This is a genomic window from Reinekea marinisedimentorum (genome assembly GCF_004341165.1).
Lineage (GTDB): Bacteria > Pseudomonadota > Gammaproteobacteria > Pseudomonadales > Natronospirillaceae > Reinekea > Reinekea marinisedimentorum.
Window position 1 is genome coordinate 73,346 of the sequence record NZ_SLZR01000012.1, and the last position, 18,027, is coordinate 91,372.

General features: G+C 47.4%; 11 protein-coding genes. 7 read left to right on the forward strand and 4 right to left on the reverse strand.

What is annotated here, in order from left to right:
- The first annotated feature begins 242 nt into the window (after nt 1-242).
- From BCF53_RS13705 to BCF53_RS13730, 5 genes are all read left to right on the forward strand, one after another.
- Nucleotides 243-2,723 (forward strand): RCC1 domain-containing protein, encoded by a 2,481-nt coding sequence (locus BCF53_RS13705; RefSeq protein WP_165901922.1) that lies wholly within the window; start codon nt 243-245, stop codon nt 2,721-2,723.
- 90 nt (nt 2,724-2,813) lie between these two features.
- Nucleotides 2,814-5,261: an RCC1 domain-containing protein gene (locus BCF53_RS13710; RefSeq protein ID WP_132702309.1), complete on the forward strand. Its 2,448-nt coding sequence runs from the start codon at nt 2,814-2,816 to the stop codon at nt 5,259-5,261.
- 24 nt (nt 5,262-5,285) lie between these two features.
- The gene (locus BCF53_RS13715; protein WP_132702311.1) at nt 5,286-5,840 is read left to right on the forward strand and encodes an alpha/beta hydrolase; all 555 of its coding nucleotides are present in this window, start codon (nt 5,286-5,288) and stop codon (nt 5,838-5,840) included.
- Between the two features lie 459 nt (nt 5,841-6,299).
- The gene (locus BCF53_RS13725; RefSeq protein WP_207902740.1) at nt 6,300-7,436 is read left to right on the forward strand and encodes an efflux RND transporter periplasmic adaptor subunit; all 1,137 of its coding nucleotides are present in this window, start codon (nt 6,300-6,302) and stop codon (nt 7,434-7,436) included.
- 9 nt (nt 7,437-7,445) lie between these two features.
- Nucleotides 7,446-10,673 carry an efflux RND transporter permease subunit gene (locus tag BCF53_RS13730; protein WP_132702313.1) on the forward strand — a complete coding sequence of 1,076 codons (3,228 nt, stop codon included), beginning with the start codon at nt 7,446-7,448 and terminating at the stop codon, nt 10,671-10,673.
- Nucleotides 10,674-10,748: 75 nt separating this feature from the next.
- Here the strand turns inward: BCF53_RS13730 and BCF53_RS13735 are convergent, their stop codons facing one another.
- Both BCF53_RS13735 and BCF53_RS13740 read right to left on the reverse strand, forming a co-directional pair.
- A complete protein-coding gene (locus BCF53_RS13735) occupies nt 10,749-13,454 on the reverse strand; it encodes a zinc metalloprotease (RefSeq protein ID WP_132702315.1) in 2,706 nt (901 codons plus the stop codon).
- A 318-nt stretch (nt 13,455-13,772) separates the two neighbouring features.
- Nucleotides 13,773-14,723: an SDR family oxidoreductase gene (locus tag BCF53_RS13740; protein ID WP_132702317.1), complete on the reverse strand. Its 951-nt coding sequence runs from the start codon at nt 14,721-14,723 to the stop codon at nt 13,773-13,775.
- Between the two features lie 332 nt (nt 14,724-15,055).
- On the opposite strand from BCF53_RS13740, the gene BCF53_RS13745 reads away from it, so the two are divergent.
- Nucleotides 15,056-15,421, forward strand: coding sequence for a DUF4345 family protein (locus BCF53_RS13745; protein ID WP_132702319.1), 366 nt, complete (start codon nt 15,056-15,058; stop codon nt 15,419-15,421).
- Between the two features lie 25 nt (nt 15,422-15,446).
- Here BCF53_RS13745 and BCF53_RS13750 read toward each other — a convergent pair whose 3' ends face one another.
- Nucleotides 15,447-16,310 carry a LysR family transcriptional regulator gene (locus BCF53_RS13750; RefSeq protein ID WP_165901923.1) on the reverse strand — a complete coding sequence of 288 codons (864 nt, stop codon included), beginning with the start codon at nt 16,308-16,310 and terminating at the stop codon, nt 15,447-15,449.
- A gap of 103 nt (nt 16,311-16,413) precedes the next feature.
- Between BCF53_RS13750 and BCF53_RS13755 the strand changes: the two genes are divergently transcribed.
- Nucleotides 16,414-17,001, forward strand: a complete 588-nt coding sequence (locus tag BCF53_RS13755) for an FMN-dependent NADH-azoreductase (RefSeq protein ID WP_132702323.1) — start codon at nt 16,414-16,416, stop codon at nt 16,999-17,001.
- Here BCF53_RS13755 and BCF53_RS13760 read toward each other — a convergent pair.
- Nucleotides 16,991-17,893: an AraC family transcriptional regulator gene (locus BCF53_RS13760; protein ID WP_132702325.1), complete on the reverse strand. Its 903-nt coding sequence runs from the start codon at nt 17,891-17,893 to the stop codon at nt 16,991-16,993. The two genes, BCF53_RS13755 and BCF53_RS13760, sit on opposite strands and share 11 nt — an antisense overlap.
- Nucleotides 17,894-18,027 lie beyond the last annotated feature (134 nt).

The window sequence follows — 18,027 nt, forward strand, 5'->3', positions numbered from 1 at the left end:
TTAGGAGTGATTCACTGAGCAAGGCAATAAGCTTGGTTGTCAGGTAAACGCCCTTACCACATGGCTGTGATTTCTACTCATGCTGATAACCATTATATAGCTAACTTATCGTGTGTCTTTTTTGACGATTATTAATAGTATATTGACGATTCAGCATAGTAATTCCAACAAATCTTTCACTGAGATATCCGTATAATTCGACTCACTAAAATTTAAAAAAATCTTTGGAAAGGGGCGTGTTTGTGAAGCATTTTTTTGCTTTATTATTACTGAGTGTATTTATTTCAGGGTGTAGCAATTCTGGTTCTGATAGCTCAGATTTTGAGCCTGAGGAGGGTTCTTCTGAACCGGATACGAGTGAGCCCGAAGCAACAGTTGCACCTTCAATTACCACCGTCTTTCCTGATGTTTTATTCGCAGGTGGTGAAATTCAGGTTTCTGGTAGTGGGTTAGATGTTGTCGATGTCATTCTCAATGGTGAACTGCTAGATGTTGCATTGCAAAGCGCCCACGAACTGACGTTTATAACCCCTGAGTTACCGGCCGGAAATTATGAATTAACAGTAGAAAACTCATTAGGTTATCAAACTCAAACGCTTGAATACGCCAATAAACTACAGGCCAATTCAATGGCGACAGGTGAGTCGCATAGCTGTGCTATTAAGTCAGATCAAACAGTTGTTTGTTGGGGACATAATGATTATGGCCAGCTCGGTAATAACAGTGATGAAGATTCAGGTGTGCCAGTACAGGTTGTTGGTCTGACTAATGTTGCCGCATTAAGTTTAGGCGCAAGCCACAGCTGCGCCTTGAAAGATGATGGCACCGTTAACTGTTGGGGGCAAAATGCATTTGGAATGCTTGGTAATGGTTCAACCGATGAAAGCTGGGTGCCGGTTGTTGTGTCTGGTTTAACGACTGTAACTGTTTTGACTTCAGGTGCAACGTTTAATTGCGCTTTAAAAACAGACGGTACAGTGGTGTGTTGGGGGTATAACAGAATTGGTCAACTGGGTGATGGCACGACAACTAATGCACTCGAGCCTGTTGAAGTGTTGGGCTTAACCAATGTAATTGCCATTAATTCAGATTCGGGGCACACATGTGCATTAAAAGATGATGAGACCATGGCGTGTTGGGGCTATAACGCTGAGGGCCAATTAGGTGATAGCACCACAACAAACGCTTCAACCTTCGTCTCTATTGCAGCAGAAAATGTGCAAGCCATTGAGGTAGGTGGTAACAGTACTTGTGTCATTAAACTGGATGGAACCGTTGATTGCTGGGGTGATAACAGTGACGGAAAACTCGGTAATGGTACGCTAGATTCGACTCTAACGCCTGTGGCCGTAACCGACTCCACAGGTTTAGCGCCTTTAGAAAATGTCGCAACGTTGAGTATGGGAGATTATCACACTTGTGCTACGACCCATGATAATAAAGCCTATTGTTGGGGTTATAATGAGATTGGACAATTGGCTAATGATTCACAATTAAATTCAGCTACGCCGGTTTTAGTGACTCAAGATACAGACTTAGATTCAATGCATGCAAGTATAGATCACACCTGTGGATTGAAAAAGGACGGCTCAATTGCTTGCTGGGGGTATGACTTCTACGGTCGTCTGGGTTATGACTCAATTTCAGAAATTCCAAGCCCAGTTTCAATTCCAGATCTCAATAATACGATCCATCATGATTTAGGCAATGACCATAGCTGTGCGGTAGAAGATAACGGCACAGTAGTGTGCTGGGGAAATAATTTTAAAAATAAATTAGGCACGGGGAGCACTATTTACGCAAGCCATGAGCCAAGCCTTGTTATCGGTTTAAGTGACGTAAGCCAAGTGAGTCTAGGGGAACATCACAGTTGTGCAATGCAAAGCACAGGAGGTGTTTTTTGCTGGGGCGATAATGGCACAGGTCAACTAGGAAATGGCAGTGAAACCGATTCAAGTACGCCAGTTGAAATATCAAATCTTACGAGCGCCACTGCCGTTAGCTCTGGTCGTGATCATAATTGTGCATTGAAAGAGGATGGAACAGTCGTTTGTTGGGGCTATAACTATTATGGTCAGCTGGGTAATGGTACCGAAATAGATTCTTCCACTCCTGTTGTTGTCTCAGGCTTGACCGATGCGGTGGCTATCGGCTTAGGTGATGTTCATAGTTGCGCAATTAAAAGTGACGCGAGTGTTGTTTGTTGGGGGAGCAATCGCAATGGTGCTTTAGGTAATGGTTTGAGTGATGACTCTTCTATTCCTGTTGCCGTTGTCGGCTTGGTTGATGCAGTGGATATTGACGGTGGCAACCTACATACCTGTGCAGTTAAAGCCGATGGTACAACTCAATGCTGGGGTGATAACTCTTATGGTCAATTGGGTAATGATCAAATGATTGAATCTGAAGAGCCCGTCATTGTCACTAACTTAACCGATGCAGTGAAAATCAGCTTGGGTAATAACGACAGTTGCGTAATAAAAGCCGATGGAAGCGGCCAATGCTGGGGCCAGAATAATTATGGCAAGTTAGGTGACGGAACATTAACTGACTCATCTATTCCGGTTGATATAAAAGGACTCACCGGTGCCAGTGATATTAGCCTGGGTGTCTACCATAGTTGTGCCCGTTATGAAGATGGTGCATTAGCCTGCTGGGGGCACACGGGAAGCGGTAAATTAGCCAGTGAGTTTTCTTATCCTTATGTGCTTGAACGTGATTAACGCCAAGCATGCCTAAGTAATACTTTCTAATTTTTATTGATCGTCACCAAACCTGAATGCCTTATGCGTTCTGGTTTGGCAGGAGTATAAATGAAGCAGTTTATTATTTTATTGTGCATTGGTTTACTTATTACTGGTTGTAGCGGCGGTAAAAGTTCAAACCTAGATGATGTAGCCGATGTTATAGAAGAAGAGATAGATTCTGAATCGCCGATATTATCAACGACGGCACCATCTGTGACGTCTCTTTCTCTTGGTGATTTGTATTCCGGTGCGCAAATAAAGGTATCAGGCATTGGTTTGGCTGATGCCGAACTTTCATTAAATGGTGCCTTAGTTAATGTGGACTCACAAAGCGCACATGAGTTGTTTTTTACCGCACCACAATGGCCTGAGGGGCAATATAGCTTAGAAATTTCCAACCCGCTGGGTGATCAATCGCTTGATGTAAATTATTTGCCTTTACTCGAAGCCCAGCAACTTTCGGCAGGTGATAATTTTAATTGTGTAGTGACTATCGATAAAAAAGTCGTTTGCTGGGGTTGGAATGGATCGGCTCAGCTTGGTACTGGCACAGGTAGTCAAGCAAAAGCATCTGTAACGGTCGTTGGTGTGGAAGATGTCAAACTTGTTCGTACTTCTGAGAATTATGCTTGTGCACTGAAAGAAGATTCGTCTGTCACTTGCTGGGGTTCAAATACAGATGAAATATTAAGTGAGGAGTTGGGTGTAATCACGGATATGAGTTTGGGGCTAAAACATATTTGTGTGCTTAAGAGTGACAACACAGTGAGTTGTTGGGGGGAGAACGAATACGGGCAATTAGGTAATGCTTCTTATGATGATTCTGACGTTCCAGTTGATGTTCATAATTTAACGGGCGTTGTGGCCCTGAGTTCAGGCAATCATCATACTTGCGCTATAACAAGCGACGGTAACGTATCGTGTTGGGGCTTGGGCTTACAAGGTCAGCTAGGAAATGGTGTAAACGATAATTCAAACGTCCCGGTTGCTGTGACAGATTTAACCGGCGTGACAGCTTTTGCTGCAGGGTATAGTCACAGCTGCGCGCTTACTGAGGATAAAACCTTAAGTTGTTGGGGGAATAATAGTAAAGGGCAGTTGGGTAATGGCACCAATACGTCATCTTCTGTTCCGGTTGACGTGTTAGAACTAAACGATGTTGTTGCAATAGCAGGAGGAGGGCAGCACTCATGCGCAATATTAACCGACAATTCTGTCTTTTGCTGGGGCTTGAATAGTCATTCTTACGGCACATCATGGGCAGGGCAACTTGGTGATGGTACATATAATGATTCCGCCACGCCGGTTCAAGTGACTGCTGTGAACGAAGCAATCGCAGTGAGTTTAGGTGAGGCACATAGTTGCGCCATTAAATCTGACAATACCATTAAGTGCTGGGGCAGTAATGTCTACAAGCAGAAGGGTGTTGATGTATTGCAAGCGACAAGCCCGACGACGATTTCTGCTTTAGTGACTACGCCAGTTAATCACTTTGACATTGCTGGCAGTCATAATTGCACAGTATTAGAGGACTCCACAGTTTCTTGTTGGGGCCGAAACAATTATGGGCAACTAGGTGATGGTACATTCGGGGATAAGAGCATTCCAACGCAAGTTATTGGCCTATCGAATGCAAAAGAGGTTGCCTTAGGTGAACGTCATAGTTGCGCACTGAAAGAAGATGGAACGGTTTCGTGTTGGGGGAGCAATTATGGTGGTGCGTTAGGCGATGGTACAACCACTGCCTCAGCGACTCCGGTTAGCGTTAAAAATTTAACCGATGCTACGGCCATCTATGCTGGCGGTGCATACTCGTGTGCCACGAAAGAGAGCGGTCAATTAGTATGCTGGGGGTACAATGAGGATGGTCTGTTAGGTGTGGGTTCAACCAGTAATGTTCTCACTCCAGCCGAGGTTTTAAACGTCTCGAACATTATTGATATGAGTATTGGTTATCACATCTGTGCGATTAACTCAGATAGCACATTAGCTTGCTGGGGTTACAATGAGAATGGTCAATTGGGTAATGGCACAACTGAAAATGCATCTGCGCCTGTTATTGTGAATGGTTTAACCAATATTATCGATGTGAGTGTTAATGTAGAGCATAGCTGTGCCGTGAATAATACTGGAGAAGTGTTTTGTTGGGGCAATAATTCGTACGGCCAATTAGGTGATGGAACAACGAATGACGCACTGGTACCTGTGCAGGTGTTAGATCTAAACAACGCCAAGTCCGTGAGCATGGGAGAGCAGTTTAGCTGCGCGCAGACAACAAACGATAAGGTTGTCTGCTGGGGTTATAATGATCGGGGTGAATTAGGTGATGGCACAACGACGAACTCACTGGTTCCTGTAGAGGTAAAAGGGTTGATTAATGTTGCTACTATTTCCTCTGGGTATAATCACAGTTGTGTTCAATACAAGGATGGTGCATTAAGTTGTTGGGGGAGTAACTACAATGGTGAACTTGGGTTTGAAGCACCAGAGCCAAATGTTTTTGTACCAGAGTGATATTTAATTTAAGGGGGTATCGATGTGCTTACTAAAGAAAAATCATTTACTGTTTTTAAAGAAAAGTACGGTGCCGAGAAATATCAAGAGGGTGATTTGTACCTTCCTAATTTAACGGCAAGGGCAATTATATGTTTGTTTCATGGTGGATATTGGCGTATGCCATATAGCCGTGAACAGCTGGATTCAGTCGCAGAGGCGCTGGTAACGCAGGGCTTTGTTGTTTGGAATATTGAATATCGCAGGGTTGGTTCAAAAGGTGGGGGCTGGCCTGGCACATTCGATGACTCAATCCAAGCGTTAAACTATCTCCAAAAAGTTAAAAGAGACCACCCAGAACTCGAATTATTGGACATTGTATTGATGGGGCACTCTGCAGGTGGGCACCTTGCTTTGTGGTGTGGTAAGCCCAATCAGGCATCAAGTCAGTATGCCTTAAAAATAAAACCTAATGTGGTAATTGGGCTTGCACCTATCGCTAACCTGGAAGTAGCTTTCGACGCTCAATCTGGTAATCAGGCCGTATTAAATCTCATGCAGGGTGCGCCTTGTGATCTACATGAATGCTATTCGGGCTAGGGATGAAGCTGGAAGGCGTTATTACCAATTGCGAAATTGTTGGCGGCCAGATTTTGAACCATGCCATCTATGGGGTTCATAAATCTTAGTTTGCTCAGTTAACTCCATTCCCTCTGCCTCAGCAGGCTCCTACCGCTCAGCCATCCAGAGCAACTCCCGTTGCTCACTTGGCGCCAGGCCACCCGAACGGCTAATTGTATGTTTCCTGTCGAAAACTCTATATTAGTTATATTAATTACCTATTATATGTAGGCACTTTGCAGAATTAGCCCGAACAACAAACCGCAAATTAGCAGCATTAGCGGCATGTTGCGCAAGTTAGACTGCTGACTCTATTTAACATTAGAGAATACTAATATTTATCTTGCATCCTGCGCCCCGCGACTTATATTAGGGTAATCTAATGCATGCAAGGTGGATTCTCTTGCTTTGCCCGGCGACTCAAAAGGGGAGTACAAAATGCGTTCAACAAAATCTGTTATGCCTGTGTCTGCAGCGCAGCCTGGTGTCAATGCTCTAAAGCTGGCGGCAGCCGGGCTGTTTTTGGCTCTGTTAACCGGCTGTCATGCTGATGCACCCGGTGGCGAGCCGGAAAAGTCTTTCGATGCCAGTACCGTAACCACCCAGCAGGTTAAGCGCGTTGCTATTGCGACTGAAATCAATTTCGATGGCATTGTTGAAGCCGTGAATCAATCGGTGGTTTCCGCTCAGGTGTCGGGCAGGATTTTAGAGCTGCCTTTCGATGTGGGTGACTATGTTGCTCAGGGTGATGTGATTGCGCGCTTTACCGATACCGAACAACGTGCGGCTGTTTCGGCAGCACAAGCCGGGCTGGGTGAAGCCAGGGCTCGCTTTACCGAGGCCGATCTGCAACTGAAGCGAGTATCGGATGTTTACAAGCAGGGGCTGGTGTCTCAATCTGATTTTAATCAGGCTACGGCTGCCCAAAAGGCGGCTGCTGCGCGGGTTGATTCGGCCTCGGCTGCGTTGAATGATGCCGAAGAACGGCTCTCCAATACCGTGGTTATCGCGCCGTACAGCGGTATTGTAGTGAAGCGCCTCACCGATATTGGCTCTGCCGTGAGCCCCGGCTCTCCGCTCATTCAGGGGTTGTCTTTAGATCAGTTGCGGGTTCAGGTTGATATTCCGCAGCAGCACATTGGCCCGTTGCGCCAGCACAAGCAGGCGAGAATCCTGCTCGATAGCGGCGAAAGCATTGAAGTGACCGAATTGCGCATTCCACCAAGCGCCGACCCATCCACGCACAGTTTCCGTGTCTTGCTGTCTTTGCCAGAAGGCGAACATGCGCTGCCGATATTCCCGGGTACTTTGGTGAAGGTGGCCTTTGTTAATGGCAGTGAAGATCAACTATTGATCCCGGCAGATTCCGTTGCTCATCGCGGCGAGGTGACCGGCGTTTATGTGCTTTCTGAAGATGCCAGCAATCTTGAGTTTCGTTATATCCGTACCGGGCGCGAATTACCCTCGGCGGAAGTCGTGGCGTTGTCGGGCCTGAGTGCGGGTGAATTGATTGCGGCAGACCCGGTTGTTGCGGCCATGGCCTATAAAACGCAAAACTTTTCAGCTGAGAAATAGGGGCGCGCGATGACAGATTCCAATACAGAAAAGCGCCTGGGTATTTCCGGGCGTTTAGCCAAGGCCTTTCTGACGTCCGAGATCACGCCGTTACTGGCATTAGTCGGCCTGTTGCTGGGCTTATTCGCTGTTTTAATAACGCCGCGCGAAGAAGAGCCGCAAATTAACGTCACCTTTGCCAACGTTTTTATCGCGTTCCCCGGGGCGACCGCTAAAGAGGTGGAGTCACTGGTTACCGCGCCGGCCGAACAGGTCGCGTCTGAAATTGAAGGCGTGAAGCATGTTTATTCGGCCTCTTCGCCCGGTATGTCTATGCTGACCATTCGCTTCAAGGTGGGCGAGCCCCGAACGGACGCTATCGTTCGCTTATACAACGCCTTCTTCTCTAATCAGGATTATCTGCCAGCTAACCTGGGCGTTGGCCAGCCCCTTATTAAGCCGATGGGCATCGATGATGTCCCCATTGTCTCCGGCACACTGTGGAGCAAAGACCCGGATATGACATCGGCAGATTTGCTGACCATTGCGCACTCGATTGAATCGGAGCTGCAGCGTGTACCCGGCACGCGGGATATCGAAATTATCGGTGGTAACGCCCGCATAGCAAGAGTGCAATTCGATACCGCACGGCTTGCGGCTTACCAGCTCTCGCTGAACGATATTCGCATGAGCCTGGCTGCCGCGAACAGCTCCGCCGATGCCGGAAGCCTGGTGAACGGTAATGCTGAAATTCAAATTCAGGCCGGTAATTTCTTAACCTCTACAGAGGATATCGGCGAGCTGGTGATTGGTATTAAGGATAACGCGCCGGTGTTTTTAAGCGATGTTGCTGAGATTAGCTTCACCTCGGAAACACCCAGTGCCTATGTCACTTACGGTGTGGGAGCCGCCAATAAGGAAGCGCCGGGTCGCTATGCGGCGGTCACACTGTCGGTTGCGAAAAAGCCGGGCGAGAATGCGGTGGATGTCGCCAACGCTGTGATTGAGCGCTTTGAACAGATTCGCGGCGTTTACTTCCCGGATGGTGTCGAGGCAACCATCACCCGAAATTACGGCGCAACGGCTGAAGAAAAGGCGCAAACCCTGATTAAGAAGCTTATCTTCGCGACGATTTCAGTCATCATTTTGGTGTTGTTTGCGTTGGGTCGGCGCGAATCCATTGTGGTGGGTATGGCGGTGGTGGCGACTTTGGCCATTACGCTGTTTGCTTCGTGGGCGTGGGGCTTCACGCTGAACCGGGTGTCGCTGTTTGCGCTGATTTTCTCTATTGGTATTTTAGTAGATGATGCCATCGTGGTGGTTGAGAACATTCACCGGCGCATGACGCTCGACAACATGCCGCTGAAAGAGTCGATTCCGCTGGCGGTCGATGAAGTGGGTGGGCCGACCATTCTGGCCACCTTCACCGTCATTGCAGCATTGTTGCCAATGGCCTTCGTCACTGGCCTGATGGGCCCGTACATGCGGCCCATTCCGATTAATGCCTCTACCGGCATGCTGATTTCTTTGGCCATCGCCTTTGTGGTAACGCCGTGGCTGTACTTAAAATTGTTTAAAAACCATGATCACCCTAGCCATGCAAGCGATAACGAAGGCCAGGGGGGTGGTAAGTTAGATCGCTTCTTCCACAGGCTGCTTACGCCTTTCTTAAACGCCAGAGCCGGTCGCAGAAACCGGGTATTGCTGCTGGTGATTATGCTCGGTTTAATTGGTTTTTCCGTCAGTTTGGTTTATTCGCAGGCGGTGATCATGAAAATGCTGCCGTTCGATAACAAGAGTGAGTTTCAGGTGGTAGTCGATATGCCCGAAGGTACGCCGCTGGAACAAACCCACCGGGTATTGCAGGCGCTGGCCGACGATCTGGAAAGCATTCCTGAATTGCTCGATTACCAGCTCTATGCCGGCACCGCCGCGCCCATTAATTTTAATGGCTTGGTGCGTCAGTACTATTTACGGGCTGAACCACACATGGGTGATATTCAGGTCAATCTGGTCCACAAAAAGAAACGTGACCGTAAAAGCCACGATATTGCCCTGGAAGCTCGGGAGCTGATGGCTGCAACCGCAAAGCAATACAATGCGAATGTGAAGGTAGTTGAAATGCCGCCGGGGCCGCCGGTAATGGCACCGCTGGTGGCGGAAGTGTATGGCCTGGATTACGAACGCCAGCTGGATGTTTCCGCGCGAATCCAAGCCATTTTTGCGCAAACAAACGATGTGGTCGATGTCGACAGTACTATTGAAGCGCCACAGGAAAAATGGATTCTTGCGGTTGACCGGGCGCGTGCCGCTAAATTGGGTGTCAGTCAGCAGGCCATCGTTGCCGATATAAATGCGGCACTGAATGGCGAAGATATCTCTTACCTGCACGATGAACACGCCCGCCAGGCGATTCCTGTTCGGCTGACGTTGCCGGCGGCCGATAAAGCCGACCTTCTGGCGCTGCAGAATTTGCGAATTCAATCGCAAAGCGGTGCGCTGGTCGCGCTTTCGGAAGTAACTAACGTTATAAAAACCCAGCGTAACCAAACCATTTACCACAAAGATTTACTACCGGTGGTTTATGTTACCGGCGATGCGGCGGGTAAAACCGACAGTCCACTCTATGGCCTTGCTGCCATTGCCTCTGAAATTTCGGATGTTGAAATTGACGGTGCCGGCATTACGACCGCTTACATTGAACAGCCGAAAAACCCGTACAGCTGGAGCATGAAGTGGGACGGAGAATGGCAGGTAACCTATGAAACCTTCCGTGATATGGGCATCGCCTATTCTGTGGGGCTGATAATGATTTACCTGCTGGTGGTGGCTCAGTTCCGATCCTATTCCATACCGCTGATCATTATGGCGCCCATACCGCTGACGATTATCGGTATTCTGCCAGGGCATGCTTTATTGCAGCAGCAATTTACTGCGCCTTCTATGATCGGCATGATCGCGCTGGCTGGCATTATTGTGCGCAACTCCATTCTGCTGGTCGATTTTATTCAGCAACAGGTTGCCGAAGGTGAAAGACTGCAGGAGGCAACGATTAACGCCGCCGCGGTTCGTTCAGTGCCCATTGCGTTAACGGCCATTGCCGCAATGATGGGTGGCTTCTTTATTCTGGATGATCCGATCTTTGGCGGGCTGGCTGTATCGCTAATATTTGGTTTGTTGATCTCTACCATCTTAACGCTGCTGGTGATTCCGATTGTTTACTATGCGTATCAGTACAGGCAGTTTGAGGGGGAGTGAGGTTGATCTTAATGGGTTACCACCTATGAACTGGAGGTAACCCGATTTCGTTTGTTTATCTATTATTTAAGCAGATTAAAGCTCATCTAAGTACGATTGCGCGTAAAGAGCCTCTTTGAGGTCTTTGAATTCTCTTTGATTAATAGTTTTTCGAAGTTTTGCATACCATGTATTGAAGGTGAAGCTAATCCCATGTTGGTCATATAAGTCCGTAGGGTGGCTGGTTGCGTTTTGGATAATGTAGGTAAAGCTATTGATTAGATAAGCTTCATTTGAATCAATGGATCGAGCAAGGCTATTTATATACTCTGCGGATTCTTGGTCTTCTTTTCCATATAGAAAGTACTTTGTTGTTTCAAGTTTTAGCTGGTTAGCAATGCCTTCAGTTTTGATTGTATTCAGCAGATCTATTGATGCTTCGGGATCGTGATCTGAGAGTAGCCAGGCATGGATGTAGAAGAGGTTCCCTTCCAATGGCTGTTCAGTATTGCTATCTGTTTCTACCTTACCCTGCCAATTTGCTACTAGAGATTCAGCTTGGCCTTTTTTACCCCAGTAGACCAGCGAATTTGCTAGCTCGATAACATAGGTTGCCGTCATTTCCGGAGAAAGCAAGCTAGACTGAACGATTGCTTGGTTGCCTGCTTGGAAGGCTAAATCAAATTCATTGAGTTTATTGTAGATATACAATTGCTCTGAATGAAATATCGGGATTAAGTACGGTTCAGGTAAGTTGTCGATAAGCGCCCCAGCTCTATTCAGCATCGTCAATGCTTCACCTTTTTGAAGGTCGTCATATTCAGCCAGGAAATGGTAAATGTCTATAAATTCCTGAGGGAAGTCTTGTGGGCTTGCATTAAGGTTGAGAATTTCCCTTTTGTACGCTATTGAGCAGTTTTTCGTCTCGTTGTAGAGTTCGCAAAGGCTACTCATATTGTTGATGTGAGATATCTTTGTGCCAACATCTAAGCTATTACTTTGAACTAGTTCTTTGTATCTGCCCCAGTAGTAGTTCCCTTTTTCGATATTTTCATAATGTAGTCTGGTTAGTAGCTCAGCCAGAGCTTCTATTTTCTGCAGATCAGTCGTTGCTTCTATATAGCGTTTTTCGAGGTCCTCGATAGCTACCATTTCATAGGAGCTACCCATAAAAATGGAAAGAAACTGAGTTGCTAATAGTCGTTGATTGGTATCCGTTGTTAAATACACCGGCGCAGCAATCGATGCTCCCCATAAGCATAAAATAGCGAGCATCGTTACTGGATTGCTTTGAGCGTGCTGAATGCGGTGATTGAGAGAGTCTAAAATCTGCCATCGAGCCGCGCCTGTCGTACCTATCCATGCGGGTCTGGTTGATATCGCCTCAATAATAGAGAGAGGGCTGGCGTAATTCAGATGAGCTTTTTGAGATAGTAAATAGCTCATAAGCTGAGTTTCTTTGACGAAAAATGGCAGTGAAATAAATAATATAGCAGCAAGTATGTAGGCTACTGTTTCGCCCCACCAGCCAATTATTGTAAAGGAGATCAGGCTCAATATGTAAAACGAAAGCTGTAGCTTTGGTAGCTTATTGAATAACGCTAAGTTCAGGATTTTGCCACCATCCAACGGCATAAAAGGGAGTAGATTTATACCGTTTAAAATTACTGAGATTAGAGCGTACTCGAATACCCATTGAGGAGTTGGGCCAGAGTATTGTAGCAACAGGTATAGCCCTAAGATATAGCCGGGAAGAGGACCTAGCACAAGTATGATAGCTTCCTGCCAGGATGATATTTTCTCTTTCTTTCCGCTTGCCAGTGCTCCCAAAAAAGGAACGAACAACATATTTAAGTCTCGATATCGAAATAGCATCATACCTATGAGGTGGCCGGCTTCATGTACGAATATCACTACAACTAAAATAATTAAAGACTGTATGGAAAGCCCAAAGCCAAATTTAAAGCTGGCAGCGAATAGAATTGTACTGGCAACTAATAATATAGCTTTTAATGATTGGCTGGCTTTCTGTGTTTCCTTTAGTTTGTGATGGGCCTTGTACTCTTCATATAAGTCGATGGCTGAAAGTGAGCTATTTTTATTGCCTATTTCCTGGCTTTGCCTTTTCTTTTTTAGCTTTATTAGTTTCTGGTTTTTTGTGTTGGAATACTTAACTATCGTAAATGCAGACTTTAGGGTGAATTTGTAGTAATCCCCCTGTTTCTTTAAGGCGCCTGAATCTTTCATGCCAGAAAAAAATATCTTTTCCAGCAATATTAGAAGATCAGTCATTTGTAATTCGTTGCCAGTCTTCTCATTCACTTCTGATATGAGCTTTTTATGCGAATTCCATTGTTCTTCAAAGGTAACGGTCATTGAGTCGTGAATGATAAGTTCAGGGTTTGGTTCTTTGTTAAAAGTAATAGACCCGGAAAGGGTAATGTATTTTTTAGAACCAAAATAATTGATTAGGTAAAGTTGATGGTCAAGAGCTGGGTGCCCAAATGGCTCAATAAAGGCAAAAGCATATGTTTTAGTGGATGAATTATAGTAGATAACCCCATAAAGCCCCCATTCCTGATCCTGCACTGTTTTCTGCCGAGTGACATTTTTGAGTCGTTTGAAGCCAAGTTTGTGAAGCTGTTTTTCGGCTTGAATGATTTTTTCAACCTGGGGTTCCGGAACGTCTGTCGGCGATATTTCAGTAATTGGACTATCGAGTAGTCGGATGGACAGTATTTTGAAAATGTTTAATCCGATAAACACTGTTGCTAATGTTAACAAAATGATTAAGACGGTCATCCTAAATCCCTTTAAGTATTTCCTTGAGTACCAGCTGCTCAAAGGCTTCAGCAGTTCTATGTTAATTGAAAAGTTTAGGTTCGGATGTTAGCGGATAGCTTATGGAATAGGAAGGCGAAGGGTTCCACTATGGAATTCCAAAAGATGTATAAGAAAGTACTTGAATTTAGTATTCGTAATGGCTATGGGAATAGTACAGATTAAAGTAAGTTTGGTGCTTAAAATATTTTCTGAGTTAGGTCGCGTATTAAAGTGTGGAATGCCCTTTGACTAATCTATCCCCTTAATACGCGCCTTACTGAGCTGTTTTTAGTGAGCTTACAGCGGCCAGGCAAATGATGTCTGCGCCTCAGAAAGCCCCCAAAGTTTTTTCAGAACTTTGCTTTCCAGTACAAAGTCTTCCAGTTTACCTTCGCCCACCGGGCCGCCGAAGTTCATAAACCCAGTTGGGCCATAGTAGGCTCGCTCTTTCAGGTTTTGTTCAGTGGCACACATCACTTCAGGGTAGGCGCCTTGCTCAGCGGTTTGCGCCAGGCCAATTTTAACCATGAAGCCCCAGCTGGCTCGGGTGGCAAAACTGGCGGAGTCGCGAATAAGCGATGTATTGGAAGCCCCAGGGTGACAAACATAAACCTTGACGTTTTTATTGGCCGCCTTCACTTTATTTTGCAGCTCGTAAGCGAACATCATCTGTGCCAGTTTACTCTGACTGTAAACTTTATTCGGGTGATAGTTTTTATCCCAGTTCATGTCTTCAAACTGCATGGTGCGCAGCCCCATTTTATGACCTTCGCTGGAAACAACGACGATACGCCCTTTGGATTCTTCAAGGCGCTCAAACAGCAGCCCGCACAGCAGGAAGTGGCCGTAGTGGTTGACGCCCAGCTGGCTTTCAAAACCGTCTTTGGTGAATTCCTGTTTGGCAATTTGCGCAATCGCACCGTTACACATCAGGGCGTCGATCTGCGGTACTTTCTGTAATATCTCGGTCGCGGCTTTGCGTATGGAAGCCAGATCCGCTAAGTCCATCTGAATGAAGCTGACCTCTGCCTTCTGGCCGAATTCTTTTTTCAGCTCGGCAATCGCAGCCTTCGATTTAGCTGGGTTTCGGTTCAGCATGACCACCTTTGCACCCTTGCTAAGAAGGATGCGCGTAGCCTGGAAGCCCGCACCGGTGTTTGCGCCGGTAATAAGGAAGGTTTTACCTGCCTGAGGCTTAAGAAGTTTAGGTGTCCAGCCTTCAGGGCCAAATTGAGTGTCTTTCGCCATTGTTTTAATTCCTGTGTTCATATTCTGTTTTTGTCGCTGGGCAGTGTTTGTTGCCGCCAGCGGCGAAGGGTTAGCTGTGGTGCTTGTGTATTTTGTATGAGAGGTACTATATATATCGCTTGTAACTATAAATAGGCGCTATAGTCGCTAAAATATGCCTAATTGTATCAGTCGGTAGTTTGGTGCTATTTGGGGTGCTAATTTGAATGCATCAGTAAGGCGCAGTTAAAACGCTTTAAAACAATCAGGTAACCCATGTTGTGAGAGCCGCTATAGCGATGAGCGGTTCGCTAAGCTGCGGTTGCCTCACAGATTCAAGTCAGGAGTGATCAATGGAGAGCAGCGTTATTTTACGGTTGGTTGGCGGGGTGTTGATTCTTGCGGGCATTTTGCTGGCCGCAAACCCTGAACTGGTCAGCAATAAGCCCGTGCCGGAAGATACCTTTGCAGCGGTAGAGCGAAGAATATGGTGGGGCCTGATCATTGGCGTTGGTTTTTTGCCGATGTTTCACCAGCAGTGGGGGCCTTGGGGAGCAACCCTTGCTGCGACAGGTTCGTCACTGATGCTAGGTCTGTTGGTTGCCCGCCTGATCGGTATTGCGCTGGATGGCTCAGTGGCTAAGCAATGGCTAAACGTGGGCATCGAGCTGGTTATTATGGTGCCTTTGGTATGGTGGTATTTTAGGGCGCGCGCATGAGCCTTCCGCATCTGTTGCTCGCGAGTTAACCCACCGTAAATAGCGACTGCTGTTCATTTTTTTCCAGCACGAAATCCCAGAACGCTTTGATGCGGGCAGATGAACGCAGCTCTTTATGAGTCAGCAGCCAAATCCCGGCGCCAAACTCATCCGGCAGCTGGTACAGCTCTTGTAAGCCTTCTGTTCCCGAATGAGGGAGCAATGCGATGCCCATTCCAAGTTTTGCGCAGGCGAGGGCGGTTTCAATACCTGAACAGGTTACCGCTTTAGGAATCCCTTTGAATTGCTGGGCGTACCAGCGCGCAGCCGGCGCGTTGAAATCGCGGTAGCCAATCAGCGGCAACTGGGCGAGCTCTTCCAGTGACGATGTATTTACCTGCATAGAAGGCTGTGCGTATAGCGACCATCGGGAAAACCCAAGCTTTCTTCCAATCAGGTTTGCCGGCACATTGTTGGTGGCGCGGATGGCAATATCGGCCTCTCTGCGCTCGATATCCAGGGTGTTGTTTTTAGACAGTATTTCAAACTGAACGGCCGGGTGCTGCTGTTGAAATTCCTGCACTAACGCGGGAATGGTTTGACTGGCCATTAACAAGGGCGCAGTCAGGCGGATCAGTCCTTTCATTTCCGTTGTCTTGCCGGACGTAATTCGCCCGATGGCATCGACATTTGCCGACATCGCTCTGGCGTAGGCGATCACTTCTTCGCCGGTATCGGTTAAGCGATAGCCTTGTCTGTCGCCGATTAGCAGCTGACTGCCAATAGACTTCTCCAGCGCCTGAATGCGCCGCCATACGGTCGTGTGGTTTACGCCTAGCTCTCTTGCCGCAGCCTGCAGCGTACCCTGTTCGGCCACGGCCAATACAAACCGAATGTCATTCCAATCCATTATATGCACCATTGCAATTTTCAATTGCATTTATAAGTATTTATATGCAATTAAGCAATCTTATACTGGTGCTACACGATCAAAAACAGTATTGGAGTACCCTATGAAAAACATCCTTGCCTTGTATACATCCATCAGCGGCGACAACTCTTTGTCTACCCAGCTGGCCAAAGAATGGCTGGCGAAACAGGATGCGAAGGTCATAGAACGAGACCTTGCGACCAACCCGGTGCCTCACCTGACTATGGAGACCTTTTCCGGTTTTATGACACCGGAAGAGGGGCGTTCAGAATCACAGCAGGCGCAGGCGGCACTTTCCGACACCCTGATTAAAGAGCTGAAAGAAGCCGACACGCTGTTGATCAGTATTCCGATGTATAACTTTGGCATTCCAAGCACGCTGAAGTCCTGGATAGATTATATCTCCAGAGCGGGTATGACGTTTCAGTACTCCGCAAATGGCCCCGAAGGCTTGGTGAAGAACACCCGCGCAGTTGTGGTTTTAACCCGTGGCGGCCTGTATCAGGGCACCGAGGCCGACGTTCAGGCGCCTTTCATTAAACTGGTGCTGGGCTTTATCGGCATTACCGATGTTGAGTTCATCTATGCAGAGGGCGTGGCAATGGGTGAAGAAGCGAAGCAGGTGGCCATTTCCTCTGCCAAAGAGAAGCTGACCGCCGTTACTGCATAGCCATTAAACCGGCGGGTATTTGCCGGGCCTGGCTCCATTGCCTGGGTGATTGCCCGTACATACGTTTGAATTCGCGGCTGAACTGGGAGGAACTGACATAGCCTACTTCCATCGCCGCGACGTTGACGTTGGTGCCTTCGGCAATCTTCATTGCTGCATTGTTAAGCCGCATCGACTTCATGAATTGAATCGGTGACATGGTGGTTGCCTGCTTAAACTTGCGATGAAACACCGCCCGGCTCATGCCAACCTGCGAGGCCATATCGTCAATAGTGACGGCCTCGCTGATATGGGAAGATAAAAATTCAATGGAGCGGGCTATTTCATTGCCGACGCCAAATGCGCGCCGGGCAGATTCACCGGCGTCGCCTTTTAACACGGCATAGTAAAGCTCGCGCAACCGGCTGCTACCCAGAATTGCGGTGTCTGCCGGGCTGTTGGTCAGTTGCAGCAGTCTGTACAGGGCATCGGTGAAGCTATCATCCCAGCGGGCCAGGGCAACCCCTTGCGGCACCGGGCCGTTTCTCGGCTTGCGAATGGCGGCACGGGTGCTTTCCATTTCAATGGCCAGCTCGGTCATGGCGCGGGTATCCAGAGCGATATAAACACCCAGCAGTGGGTTCTCCGGTGAAGATAGCGGTGTACCGGCTTCAATCGGCATCGACAGGGTACAGCACAGGTAATGGCTGCTGTCGTAATGGTAATTGCCGCCTTCGAGAATGGCTTCTTTGGTACCGCTGACAATAGCGGTGACAGAAGGCTCGTATACCGCCGGGGCACAACGAATAGACTCGGTGACGCGGAACAGCTTAACGCCTTTGATTCCGGTTTCGATCATGCCGTCTTCGCTGACTCTGCTTTCGATCAGTTGTTTTATCTGCTGTTTATCCATGCAGGAAAATTAGCACCGGAAACGGGCCTTTACAACCCTACTGATACAATTGGGCAAGTTTTAGCGATCATACGGCCTGCTTTGATTGCCGGCTGATAGCTATTCTGCTGTAGCCGGGGCGGGTGGTGTCGGTT